The organism is bacterium, from assembly GCA_019695335.1.
In the GTDB taxonomy this organism is placed as follows: Bacteria; CLD3; CLD3; order SB21; family SB21; genus JABWBZ01.
This window is the reverse complement of sequence record JAIBAF010000085.1, coordinates 1-12679: the sequence shown is the minus strand read 5'-3', so window position 1 is coordinate 12679 and position 12679 is coordinate 1. Positions and strand designations below refer to the sequence as shown.

Here is a 12679-nt window from a genome sequence, read left to right as displayed (position 1 = left end):
CGATCGTCGAGGAGCAATTTGTACAAACTCTCGATAGCGGGATAATTGGCGACTACACGCTCGAAATTAACTAGTGTATGCATGGGATTCGGTGTTGCAGCCGCTGCTTGCAATAAAGGTTTGGATAATTTTAAAAAGATTTCGCGCGTCGTATTACCGTACATTTTTGGAAAATGACCAAAAGCTAAGTTTTTTAACGTACGAAAAGCGGTTTCCGGCATTTCAAACCCGGCGGTTTTGAGATAATGATTTTCACCGGCCTCCAATTTTTCTGAATCGAATAGCGTGGCCAAAGGATCGGCGGATTCGGCCTGCTGGTTTTTAAAAAAATTATCGTAAACCGATCGAACCGAACGAAGCGTGTTTTCCAGAACTTCGACGAAATTTGTCCGGCTTTTGAATTCCAGAATATGGGCCATGCGTTCCAGATCGGTATTTTCCCGACTTAATGTATGCGTTTGCCGATCATGTTCGATTTGTAAAAGATGTTCGATTTTTCTGTAAAAAATATAGCTCTGACGGAGGAGAGAGCTTTCATGTTCTGAAATCAGGTTATGGCGGAGAAGTTTATCGATGGATTGCAACGTATTGCCGCCGCGAATATCGGCGAGGCGTCCGCCGTTGAGCAATTGAAGCGCCTGAACGATGAATTCGATATCCCGTATACCGCCCGGACAAATTTTAATGTTCAAGGCATCGTCCGTTTGTTTTTGTTCTTCGATGCGCCATTTCATCCGCGCAATTTCTTTCAAAGGTGATTGAAAAAAAGTAGCAGGATAAACGAACGGCCGCAATTGATTGATAAAATGGAGGCCGAATTCCACATCGGCGGCTATAGGCCTTGCTTTGATGAGCATTTGTCTTTCCCACAACTGGCCGCGCGATTCATAATAGGCGAAATAACTGGCGACGCTTCGTGCGATGGGACCCGCATCGCCGTCAGGCCTGAGGCGCGTATCGACACGGTAAAGCTGGCCTTCCTGAGTCTTCTGCGACAGCACGCGAGCCGTCATCTCCGCCAGTTGGTTGAAAAATTCATGATGCGTGCAGGAATACGCCGCGCCGGAAGTTTGACCTTCTTCTCTGTAAACAAAAATCAAATCGATATCCGAACTGTAATTCAATTCATTGCCGCCTAATTTTCCAAGCCCGACGACGGCGCCGGCACATGCAGGTTTGCCGTATTTTTCTTCCAGCGATTGGTGACATAGTTCATAAACGGCATGAATTAAATGATCGGCCAGCATCGAGATCGATGCGACCGTTTCTTCAAGCGGCGCATTTAAAATGTAATCGCGTATGCCAATCATCAGCAACGAGCGTCTTCGGAGAATCCTGAGCGCTTCGAATTTACGGTTCAGCGAATATTGTTTGTTGTTGGAGATAACGGCAACGTCCTTGCGCAATACGGCCGGATCGGTTTTTTTGCAGTGCAGTTCGGGACTTAACAAGAAGTAGGTGAATTGAAAATCCCGGATAATGATTTCACTGAGAAAGGGACTCGCTTCGAAAAGTTTGCAAAGCCTGGCGACGATCGGAGGAAAGTCACACAGCATCTTGTAAAACGTAGATTTGTTGATCACCGATGTTGAAAGACGCTCAAAGTAATTAAGAATACGATCCGGCTCGGGCTGGGAGCGTAATTCAAATTCCAGTCGATCCAGGAAATGCAGATATTCCGGCTCGACATTTTGCGCGATGCGAGCAAGATTGCGTTCGGCAATGACCGGATCTTTACACAATGACAAAAAGCGCTGTAGCCGTTGGGTGTCCATCAAATTTAAGATTGAATTTCAAAGCGAATGTTTCTAAGTTTGCGCGTTGAAAAAATCTAAAGATTAATTCATTCGAATGCCAATCAAAAAACATTTTGCTAACAACACAATGAGAACGACCCAAATATTTTAGTCCATTACTTTCAAAAACATTCGGAGTTATCATGTCGCTGGACAAAAAAGTCGAACAGTTACGTAAGCTAAAAGAAGAAGCCAAATTAGGCGGGGGAAAAACCCGCATCGAGGCACAGCATAAAAAAGGAAAACTGACTGCACGCGAGAGAGTCGATCTGTTGCTCGATGAAGGCAGTTTCGAAGAGCTGGACATGCTGGCGCGTCATCGTTCGACGGCGTTTGGGCTCGATAAAGAGCGTCCACTGGGCGACGGAGTGGTTACTGGTTATGGTACGATCGACGGCAGGTCGGTATATGTGTTCAGTCAGGACTTTACAGTATTCGGTGGAAGTTTATCCGAAGTGCATGCAGAAAAAATTGTCAAAATCATGAACATGGCTATGAAAACGGGCGCACCAGTGATCGGATTGAATGATTCGGGCGGCGCTCGTATTCAGGAAGGCGTTGTCAGTCTTGGCGGCTATGCGGATATTTTTTTATTGAACACACTGGCGTCGGGCGTTATTCCTCAAATTTCCGCCATTATGGGACCGTGCGCGGGCGGCGCCGTGTATTCACCGGCGATTACGGATTTCATAATGATGGTCAAAAATACCAGCTACATGTTTGTCACCGGTCCGAATGTGGTTAAAACGGTTACGCACGAGGAAATTTCATCGGAAGATCTGGGCGGAGCCATGACCCACGCGACCAAAAGCGGCGTCGCCCATTTCGCGACGGAAAACGAACTGGACTGTCTCATGAAAATCCGCAAACTGATGGGATTCATTCCGTCCAATAATCAGGAGGATCCGCCGGCCATTCCGTGTGATGATCCCGCCGACCGTTGTGATGAATCTCTTAAAACGGTCGTTCCGGAAAATCCGAACAAACCGTATGATATCAAAGACGTGATCAAAGCTATCGTTGATCAGGAAGATTTTTTTGAAGTGCATGAAGAATACGCGCAAAATATTGTTGTAGGGTTTGCGCGATTGGATGGGAAACCGGTGGGGATAGTCGCCAATCAGCCGGCGGTTTTGGCCGGAGTTTTGGACATCGATTCGTCGCTGAAAGGCGCACGATTCGTACGATTTTGCGATGCGTTCAATATCCCGCTGGTTGTTTTTGAAGATGTCCCGGGTTTCCTGCCGGGAAGCGATCAGGAATGGCGCGGAATCATCAAGCACGGCGCAAAATTATTATACGCGTTTTGTGAGGCGACCGTTCCCAAAATTACCGTGATTACAAGAAAAGCTTATGGCGGCGCGTACGACGTTATGAATTCAAAACATGTGCGCGGGGACATTAATTTTGCATGGCCGACAGCGGAGATTGCGGTGATGGGGGCGAAAGGCGCTGTAGAAATTATTTTCAAAAAGGAAATCGATGCTTCCGAAAACTCCCAGGCCATGGAAGAGAAGTTGATCGAAGAATATAAAGACAAATTTGCCAATCCGTACAGCGCTGCCGAGCGTGGATATATCGACGACGTGATCGAACCGCAATTGACGCGTCCAAAATTAATCAAAGCCCTCAAAATGCTCGAAAATAAAGTCGATTCCAATCCGAAGAAAAAACACGGCAATATTCCGCTTTGAAACGATTATTTTTAAAAGGCGTCGTAATTTTTTTCAATCTCTCTCAAATGCCCCCTAAGTCATTGTTTTGTTAGAAAAAATGCTTGTAACTTCTCGTTGTTTCTGCTATATTTCTGAGTTAGTTACACAAGCACATTTTGTCAGTTCGGTATCGACAATCTTCCTCAGTTTTGGATGCCAAAAAATAATTTGTTCCTTCAAAAATTTGGTACCTTGGTTCTGGCGTCTGCTTCGCCGCGACGCGCTCAATTATTGAGACAAGTTGGTTTTGAATTTGATGTTCATCCCAGCCACGTTGATGAAGATTTCGATCACAGCGATCCCGTGACAGTGGCTCAATTACTTGCCGAACGTAAAGCGATGGAAATCGCCAACATGTGGCGTGATCGTATTGTTTTAGCCGCCGACACGATCGTAGTATTGGATGAGCATATTTTAAATAAACCTGCTGACCCAAACGATGCGCGCAGAATGCTGAGCATGTTGAGCGGGCGAACCCATCAGGTTTATACCGGTTTTTGCCTGGTTCGTATAAGCGATGAACGTAAGCTGGTTGATGTTGAACGAACGGATGTGACTTTCAGACCCTTAACGGTTCAAGAAATTGAATCGTACATTGCCGACGGTACGTGTTTTGACAAAGCGGGATCGTATGGAATTCAGGATGCCAGTGCGATTTTTGTCGAACGCGTCGACGGCGATTTTTACAATGTTGTTGGCCTTCCCATTACAAAGATTTATTCTCGCCTTAACGAATATTTTGTATGAAAATTAATTTCTTTAAAGAGTTCGCGGATCAACTCAAGGGCATGCGTGAGCAGCGAGGAGTTACTCTGCACGCGGTTGCACTCGCCACGCGTTTGAATGTTGAGTTCTTGAAAAAAATTGAAAGCGGCGATTTTGGTTTTGCTTCCGATGTGTATATCAAAGGCTATCTCCGTAAATATGCGCGCGAATTGGAGATCGACGAAGAGTGGGTCATGCGTCAATACGATTTCATTAACGAAAAAATCGAATTTCTCGCCTACGATCATCATTTACCGGTACCGGTTCTGCGCGAAAAAGCCGTTTTGCAAAAAGAATTTATTCCGGAAATTTTAAATGCCGACGATTCTGCGGTAAGTCTTTTCTCGGATGAAATCCAGGCCATCGAAAAAGAACTGAACGCCCAAACTGTTTCACCGCAATTGGATCGCGCCGTTATTGAAAAAATCGAAAAACAACGCCGGATCAATGCCGTCGTGATCGGAAGTTCGGTCATTTTGGTGTTGATTGCGTTATTGCAATTAGTTTTTGCGGAAGGCACGATCAAAAGAGCTGACGACATAACGTTACAAGATGAAACCCGAGAAACTGTTTCTAAAAAAGAACTGCTCATGAAGAGAGCGAGGCTGAATCTTTCGCAGCCGATTGTGCCGCCGAAAGAAAAGCTTTTACGCGAGGAATATGCCAGAAAATTATTAAAAGAGCGGATTGAAATATCTAAAAACTATGTCAATGAGCGTTCCGATCGGAAAAATCTAAAACCTATTCCGGTTAAAGACGCTGCGAAAGATTTAGAACGAACGATACAACAGTAATTTCAAAAACTTTTCAGGTATGAGGAGAGCTTAATGCTGCTGAATTTTAACGACCTCAAGTTGCGCGCCAAATTTATGATTGGCATCGCGTCCTTTGCGGCTTTTTTTATGTTTGTCGTCACGTTGATTTTTACGATCAAGATGTATGAAGCCTCGGTGGCTAACCAGGAAATCTTTCTGGAGAAGCAGGCCGATATTACGGCTCAAAGTATCGGACCGGGACTTGATTTCGGCGACAAAGCTTCCGTCATGGACGCATTTGCTCCAATACGCGGTTCGCTTGAATTTATCTTGGTTTACGATACTCATGAAGAAACGTTTGCCTCGCATTTCAGGCAAGGGTTGGAAGCACAACAGGTCGAAGGGCTTATTAAGGCAAATACGGAGTTGTGGAGAAAATCCGGAAAACCGGATTGGTTGTTTGACGGGCCGGATATGACCTGTATTGTACGTTCGGTCAAAAACAGCGTCGGCAATGAAATTGGAACGCTCGTGATGGCGGCCTCGAACGATCCGATCACGTCGCAATTGCGTTCGGATATATTTTTCAGCATCGGCTTATTGATTGTGACGGTATCCGCCGGGTTAGGCGGCGCGTATGCTTTCAGCAATGTTTTTGCAAAACCGATTTCAACGATTGTCGAACGCCTGCGTGACATTGCAGAGGGTGAAGGCGATTTGACGAAACGTCTCGATATTAAAAGCAAAGATGAAGTCGGTGAACTGGCGCAGATGTTCAATTTATTCGTCGACAAGCTGCAGGACTTGATTCGCCAGGTTCAAAAGGCTTCCACTCAAATCGGCAGTTCAGTCGAAGTCATCAGTTCGACAACGACGACGGTTGCGGATGGCGCTGATAAACAGTCCAATCAGGCCACGCTGGTGGCGGTAGCAGCGGAAGAAATGTCCGCGACGATCGTGCAGACTTCCTCCAATACATCCGATGCCGTTAATATTTCCAAACAAGCGCACGATGCGGCTAAACGCGGCCGTGAGGTCGTCGACGATACGGTTCAAGGCCTTCAGCGAATTTCGTCCGTCGTAAGCGACTCGGCCAAAACGATTCTCGAATTGGGTAAAACGGTTGCTGAAATCAGCAAAGTTGTCGAAGTGATCAACGATATAACCGATCAAATTAATTTACTCTCACTTAATGCTTCAATCGAAGCCGCTACGGCAGGCGAATACGGTAAAGGATTTGCCGTAGTTGCCGATGAAGTGAAAAAATTAGCTGAAAGAACTTCGCAATCAACGACTGAAATTTCGCACATGATCGAGTCGATCCAGCACGCTATGGCTAATGCCATTCGCGCGATGGAACGCGGTACGAGAGAAGTCGATAAAGGACAGGAATTGGGAGGCAAGACGGCAGAAGCCCTGCAAGATATCTTGCAAGCGAATAATCAGGTTATGGAAATGATTACGAATATCTCGGTATCGGCGCAGGAACAAAGTCACACGGCTGAAGAAATTTCCAAGAACATCGAAAATATTGCCACGATTACCAAGAGCACAGCCGATGGCGTCAAACACATCGATCAAACGACGGAAGCTTTGGTAACGCAAACATCCGTACTTAAAACGTTGGTTGGAAGATTCAAACTTGAGCAAAATGGCAACGGGCACGCTTCCTAAACAGCCATTCGATATGTGTTATTATAAAAGGAACTATGCATGACCGTGTATGAAAAATTGCTGCAGGTTCGTGACCGGAAGGGATCGGGTTATCTCGTTCTGATCGATCCTGATAAAAAATCTGAAACCGAGACGTTGGCCATTGTCGAGCAATGTGCTGATGCAGGCGTTGATGGGATATTAGTTGGCAGCAGCCTTTTGCTTTCACAGAGATTTAATTCTACCATTAAAACGATCAAAGAACGGTTCAATATTCCGGTCATCTTGTTTCCGGGCAGTACGATCCAATTGTCTGAATTTGCCGATGCGGTATTGTTTTTATCATTGATCAGCGGACGAAACCCGGAGTTTTTAATCAGCACACAAGTGCTGGGCGCTCCGATCATTCGGAAGATGGCTTTGGAGGCAATCTCGACGGGGTATATGCTGATCGAATCGGGCAAAACAACCGCGGCCGAATTTATGAGCAATTCTAAACCTATTCCGCGCGATAAAAACGACATTGCCGTAGCGCATGCAATGGCCGGCGAATACTTGGGGATGAAAATGATTTACCTCGAAGCCGGCAGCGGCGCTATTCATTCCGTACCCGAAGCAATGATTGAAGCGGTGAGCGCGTACGTTCAGATTCCAGTGATTGTCGGCGGCGGAATCCGTACGCCCGACGAAGCGCGCAAAAAAGTCGAAGCCGGCGCGTCGTTCATCGTGACGGGCAATGTGCTCGAAAATTCAGAAAATCTCGATCTGATCAAAGAATTTGCGCAAGCCGTTCATTGGAAGGAAGAAAATAAAATGGAACTGCAACGATTCAGAAAGGCAAAGTGATTGAAACGGCGTGCGTTGATTGTTTTTGCCAAAGAACCGCAAGCTGGAAAAGTCAAAACCCGCTTGTGCCCGCCGTTTACCTATGAAGAAGCCGGCGCTTTGTATCGTGCATTTCTCAAAGACGCTTTTGAACAATATAGCCGTTTGTCTTTACCAATCGGGATGGATGTCGTGGCGTTTGTAACGCCGAATAGATTTTTTTTCAATGAATTTTTGAGCGAGCTGAATGTTAAAGATATTTTAGTTCAATCGGGAAGCGACTTAGGTGACCGCATGTTCACGGCTTTTAAAAATGTTTTTGATCAAGGCTATCATCATGCAGTGGTGATCGGTACCGATCATCCGACTTTACCGGATGCCATTATCCAACAGGCTTTTGAGCAATTGGATAGTCATGACGGTGTGATAGGACCTGCAAGTGACGGTGGATATTATCTATTGGGAATCAAACAAGCCAGGTCGGAATATTTTTCGGAAATAGCATGGAGCACGGATACGGTTTTTAAGACGACCCGGTCCCGTTTTGATCGGTTGAATGAAACATATTTTGAATTGCCCGAATGGTATGACGTCGACGATATCGCATCGCTTGAAAGCATGATCAGCGACATGGCCGATCGGCGAGGAGCCGTACCTGTTCACACGCATGCTTTTTTGCAGGAAATACGAATGATCCCAAAATTTTCGGAGCGAGTATAATGGAAAACAAAAAGAAGGTTCAGTTAATTCATTTTAATGCCGGTGAAAAAGATTACGCTGTGGAATTGAATTGCGTAAGGGAGGTAATTCGGATGGTTTCGTTTACTCCGGTGAGTGAATTACCTGATTTTGTGGTAGGTGTCATTAACGTTCGCGGCGAAATTTTACCGGTGATCGATTTTATGCGCCGAGCTGGTTTAGGATATGGGCGGAAGACGCTCCGGAGTCGTATCCTGATTATGACGATCAAGAAAGTTAATGTCGGTATGATGGTTGATCGTGTCAGGGAAGTCATCGAAATTGATCCGTCGGCCGTTTCCAACAACACATTGGCTGACGTGGTACTCGATCCGAAATATATAAAATGTACCTTCATACAGCGGGATCGCATGGTCATCTGGGTTGATATTGAAAAAGTATTAACCGATAGAGAATATTCGGAACTGGAAAAGGGTTTGGAATATGCAACGAGTTGAACCATCAACATCACAAAAAAACGCTGTGAAAATGGTTCCGCGTGAAACGGAGTTTACGGAACACGATTACGTGCGCTTTCGCGATCTGGTTCGAATGCGTAGCGGGATTTATTTCGGTGAACGCAAACGAAACGATCTGAAAAGCGGGGTTCTCAAAGCATTCCATTATTCAGGCATGCATTCGTTGGGCGAATACTACGATGCGCTTGCAAACGGATTTACGCACTCAACGCTTTTTAAAACTTTGATTTCATTTCTGACCGTCGGAGAGACCTACTTTTTTCGGCATTTTGATGTTATAGAAAAAGAAATTCTCCCGCGGCTCGTTAAAGCCCACCATCACGACAAATCCTTACGGATCTGGAGCGCCGGATGTTCTACCGGCGAAGAGCCCTATACAGTGGCGATGGTGCTTCACAATATTATTCCTGATTTTAAAAACTGGTCTTTGACGATCGTAGGTACGGATATTAACGTAAACTCATTGTCCTATGCGAAGGAAGGGATTTACCGCCCGTGGTCGTTGCGATCCATTCCCGATTCTTACAAAAACAAATATTTTGCCAAGAAAGAAGGATTGTATTATCTCAATCCCGAGATTCGTTCGATGGTACGTTTCGATTATTTGAATCTGGTCGAAGAATGTTATCCGGCGGCCGATAATATGACCATGGAACTGGACATGATTTTGTGCCGCAACGTGACAATTTATTTTGAAGCTCAAACAACGATTCACGTGATTAACCGTTTTTACCAGGCATTGAAAGAGCGTTCCTATTTAGCCGTCGGACATGCCGAACCCAGCAGTTTGATTTATGACGCGTATGTTCCGGAAATTTATCCCGATGCGGTGTTATACCGCCGTGACTCCGCAGCCAAACGCGATTTACATTACAAGACCGGTATCCGTATTCGCCGTGAAGCGGCAGAACGTGTCAAACCGGCTTATTCCATGACCAAATCCATAACTCCGCATCTTGAAGATTTGCAGAAACAATTGCAAAAGATGCAGGACGATTTTGTTGCAATGCCTAAGCCGGAATCCTCGGCGATTCGTGAGAAGCTCAGCAAAAAAAGCGAAGAATTGTCACCGAAGGTTGAAGAAGATAAACGCCGCGGACACGATTCCGAAGCCGAACTTTTTTCTAAAGGCATCGAGCTATTTACGTTGAAAGACTTCAAAGGATCTCTGGATCACTTTATGCGGCTCCTTGACGAATATCCTTCAAATGGACGTGCCGCATACATGATTGCGCATATTCATGCTAATCTGGACAACGTAGCCGTAGCAAAAGAGTATTGCTATCGTGCGATCAACCAGGATTCACTTTTACTCGAAGCGTATTATCTTCTCGGTCTGATCTTTAAAGAAGAGAAAAACTTTGACGAGTCCATTAAAATGTTAAAAAAGGCTATCTACATTGAAGCTAATTTTGCTATAGGATATTATGAGTTGGCCGTCAATTATTTCAAAATGGAAAATACCGTGCAAGCCCGTAAATATTTGAAACAGACTGAATCTATTTTAAAATCACTGACACCGGATGAGCGCGTCGGCGTATTGGATGATCTTACGGCGCGTGAATTACGCATGATGGTGAGCATGTGGGATAAATAAGAGAACATTATGGTCGAGAAAAAAAACAAAAAAACTAAAAAAACTTCGGATACGGGTTCAGAAACGATCCATACGAATTCGCCCGTCATGAATGGCAGTACTAGCGAGCCGCAACTCAAGGTGCAAAATATCCTGAATAATCTCCGTCAGGAAGACTATACATCCTCAACCAATTGTTGGGAAGCCGTCCGGTGTGGGCAAGAGCATACGTGCGATGTTCCTAAAAATACCCACGGGCGTCAATGCTATCTTTACGATCACACGTTTTGTTTCGGCGAAGACATGGGACCTTTTCACATAAAGATTAAAACCTGCGTCGACATGTGCCCGTTTTATAAATCGTTGATCCCGGAAATCGGAGCAATGTGGGTTGAAGCGCACCGGCAAATTGCACAATTGACCAACGACCAAATGACGCCGGAAATTGAAGCGCATATTCTTAAACAGCGTGCCGATCAGTTAAGCGAGGCTCTTGCAGAGGAAGATACCGGAGAAAAAATCGAAGTATTATTGTTTCAACTTGGACAAGAATTATTTGCAATGGAAGCGCAATACATCCAGGAAATTCGTTCGATTAGCGAAGTTACGCCGGTGCCGTGTACACCGGATTTTGTTTTAGGTATTACGACGATTCGCGGCCATATCTATTCGGTGCTCGATATTCGGCGTTCATTGGGCGTTGAAGATCGGTCGGTGACGCAAGATAGCATGTACATCCTGACTTCGCATCGCGATTTGGACGTTTGTTTATTAGCTGATTCCGTTATACAGAAGCAGACGATAGCACGACGGGACGTCAAAACTTCCGTCGGCGGGGCGCAACATGCCTCAAACGCTTATACGACGGGCTTTTTCTTTTTTAATAATAAAATTGTTTCGCTGATCAATTGGGACCACTACTTATCCCAAACTAATATTGTCGTAAATGAAGAAGTGTAACGTAAACCCTCTTTAGGATTGAATTATGGAGATTTTACTCTTTGCAGTGACCTTGCTGATTGCGAGCTTAGTGGCTGTCGCAATTATTTATCGCATTTATGAAAAGAAAAGATACGTGCTCAGCCTCATGATGCGAAGTATTCCTTTATTGGCTGTTTCGTATCTTTGCGCGATGATTATCGGGCATTATTCGGACATTTGGTGGGTTTGGGCCGTTATGTATGTTGTTGGGATAGTAACGGTTATCGGATTCATGATTATCTTTCTGAGATACACCATTGAAAATACGTTACGAATCGAAAAAATTGTTAATAAAATTGTTCAAAAAAAGTTTTCAGATAAGTTAAAGATTAATACGATCGGTGAATTACACGATTTGCAAGATAATTTTAATGCTATGATCGATAATCTTCAGAATTTTGACCATACTTTAAAAGACGCTATTGCACGTATGTCGTCGGTCGTGAGCCAACTCACATCCATCATGGGACAGCAAGCCGTGGGGATGAATGAGCAGTCAACGGCGCTCAATCAAACAACGACAACGACGCAGGAGTTGGCCGCAACTTCGCATCAGACTACTGAAAAAGCTCAATTCGTCGTCGAAAGCGCCGAACGCAGTATGGATGTTACCAGTAAGGGTAAATCTGCCGTGGACGGCACGATCGAAGAAATGAATGAAATTCGCCGCCGCGTGGAACGGATTGCCGAACAAATTCTTGATCTGAGTGAGAAAACCCAACAGATCGGCGTGATTACTACGACGGTGAACGATATCGCTGAACAAACGAACATGCTGGCTCTTAATGCAGCTATCGAGGCCAGTAAAGCCGGTGAATTCGGAAAAGGTTTTGGCGTTGTAGCGCTTGAAGTCCGGAAATTGGCCGAAAAAAGCAAAGAAGCTTCTCTGCGAATTCGCGATCTTATTACGCAGATTCAAAATGCAACCAATTCCACCGTTATGGCGACCGAAGAAGGTTCGAAACGCGTAGACATCGGCGTTGAAAAAATTCGGGATGCCGGTCGTCTGATGGATGAAAGCATTCAAAGCCTCGAAGAAAATGTCGGATATGCTCAACAAATTCTCGTCGGCAGTAAACAGCAAACGATCGGTATAGAGCAAATTACTCTTGCCATGGCGAATATCAATGAAGTTGTCAAACAGGTTGCTACCGGAACGACGCAAACACAAAACGCCGTTGATTCGGTACTGGGTTTGACCAAGGAACTTCGGCAATTAGTTGATCACGCCAACGGTACGTCTAAAAATAACTAAGATGAGTCATTCACAACGCTTAATAGTAAGAGGCTATGGAACTCTCTAAAGACGAACTTAAAGAGATGATGGCAATTTTTAAGGTGGAGAGCGAAGAGCACCTTAAAGATTTGAATAAAGGTCTGCTAAAATTAGAAGAGA

The 12679-nt window shown here is 45.0% G+C and carries 11 protein-coding genes; 10 read left to right on the top strand and 1 reads right to left on the bottom strand.

Annotation, left to right across the window (positions count from 1 at the left end; all coding sequences use genetic code 11):
* Positions 1–1748: hypothetical protein (locus K1X84_15420; protein ID MBX7153017.1), on the bottom strand; the 1748-nt coding region annotated here is incomplete at its 3' end.
* 191 nt (positions 1749–1939) lie between these two features.
* On the opposite strand from K1X84_15420, the gene K1X84_15415 reads away from it, so the two are divergent.
* The 10 genes from K1X84_15415 to K1X84_15370 all read left to right on the top strand — a co-directional run bounded on the left by K1X84_15415 (position 1940) and on the right by K1X84_15370 (position 12538).
* Positions 1940–3490 carry an acyl-CoA carboxylase subunit beta gene (locus K1X84_15415; protein ID MBX7153016.1) on the top strand — a complete coding sequence of 517 codons (1551 nt, stop codon included), beginning with the start codon at positions 1940–1942 and terminating at the stop codon, positions 3488–3490.
* Between the two features lie 174 nt (positions 3491–3664).
* A complete protein-coding gene (locus tag K1X84_15410; GenBank protein MBX7153015.1) occupies positions 3665–4258 on the top strand; it encodes a Maf family protein in 594 nt (197 codons plus the stop codon).
* Positions 4255–5070 carry a helix-turn-helix domain-containing protein gene (locus K1X84_15405; protein ID MBX7153014.1) on the top strand — a complete coding sequence of 272 codons (816 nt, stop codon included), beginning with the start codon at positions 4255–4257 and terminating at the stop codon, positions 5068–5070. Before K1X84_15410 ends, K1X84_15405 begins: the two co-directional genes overlap by 4 nt.
* A 33-nt stretch (positions 5071–5103) precedes the next feature.
* The gene (locus K1X84_15400; protein ID MBX7153013.1) at positions 5104–6705 is read left to right on the top strand and encodes a methyl-accepting chemotaxis protein; all 1602 of its coding nucleotides are present in this window, start codon (positions 5104–5106) and stop codon (positions 6703–6705) included.
* A gap of 39 nt (positions 6706–6744) precedes the next feature.
* Complete coding sequence (locus K1X84_15395) at positions 6745–7530, top strand: geranylgeranylglyceryl/heptaprenylglyceryl phosphate synthase (GenBank protein MBX7153012.1); 786 nt, start codon at positions 6745–6747, stop codon at positions 7528–7530.
* Positions 7531–8229: a TIGR04282 family arsenosugar biosynthesis glycosyltransferase gene (locus K1X84_15390; GenBank protein ID MBX7153011.1), complete on the top strand. Its 699-nt coding sequence runs from the start codon at positions 7531–7533 to the stop codon at positions 8227–8229.
* On the top strand, positions 8229–8705 hold the full coding sequence (locus tag K1X84_15385) for a chemotaxis protein CheW (protein ID MBX7153010.1): 477 nt from the start codon (positions 8229–8231) through the stop codon (positions 8703–8705). The genes K1X84_15390 and K1X84_15385 overlap by 1 nt, the downstream gene beginning before the upstream one ends.
* Entirely contained in the window at positions 8692–10323 is a 1632-nt protein-coding gene (locus tag K1X84_15380) for a tetratricopeptide repeat protein (GenBank protein ID MBX7153009.1), read from the top strand. The genes K1X84_15385 and K1X84_15380 overlap by 14 nt, the downstream gene beginning before the upstream one ends.
* Positions 10324–10332: 9 nt before the next feature.
* Complete coding sequence (locus K1X84_15375) at positions 10333–11262, top strand: chemotaxis protein CheW (GenBank protein MBX7153008.1); 930 nt, start codon at positions 10333–10335, stop codon at positions 11260–11262.
* 25 nt (positions 11263–11287) lie between these two features.
* Positions 11288–12538, top strand: a complete 1251-nt coding sequence (locus K1X84_15370; GenBank protein ID MBX7153007.1) for a methyl-accepting chemotaxis protein — start codon at positions 11288–11290, stop codon at positions 12536–12538.
* Positions 12539–12679: the final 141 nt, after the last annotated feature.

Bases quoted from the DNA above. Each gene is read 5' to 3' on its own strand.
- K1X84_15415 (MBX7153016.1), top strand. From the start codon at position 1,940: ATGTCGCTGGACAAAAAAGTCGAACAGTTACGTAAGCTAAAAGAAGAA.
- K1X84_15410 (MBX7153015.1), top strand. From the start codon at position 3,665: ATGCCAAAAAATAATTTGTTCCTTCAAAAATTTGGTACCTTGGTTCTG.
- K1X84_15405 (MBX7153014.1), top strand. From the start codon at position 4,255: ATGAAAATTAATTTCTTTAAAGAGTTCGCGGATCAACTCAAGGGCATG.
- K1X84_15400 (MBX7153013.1), top strand. From the start codon at position 5,104: ATGCTGCTGAATTTTAACGACCTCAAGTTGCGCGCCAAATTTATGATT.
- K1X84_15395 (MBX7153012.1), top strand. From the start codon at position 6,745: ATGACCGTGTATGAAAAATTGCTGCAGGTTCGTGACCGGAAGGGATCG.
- K1X84_15385 (MBX7153010.1), top strand. From the start codon at position 8,229: ATGGAAAACAAAAAGAAGGTTCAGTTAATTCATTTTAATGCCGGTGAA.
- K1X84_15380 (MBX7153009.1), top strand. From the start codon at position 8,692: ATGCAACGAGTTGAACCATCAACATCACAAAAAAACGCTGTGAAAATG.
- K1X84_15375 (MBX7153008.1), top strand. From the start codon at position 10,333: ATGGTCGAGAAAAAAAACAAAAAAACTAAAAAAACTTCGGATACGGGT.
- K1X84_15370 (MBX7153007.1), top strand. From the start codon at position 11,288: ATGGAGATTTTACTCTTTGCAGTGACCTTGCTGATTGCGAGCTTAGTG.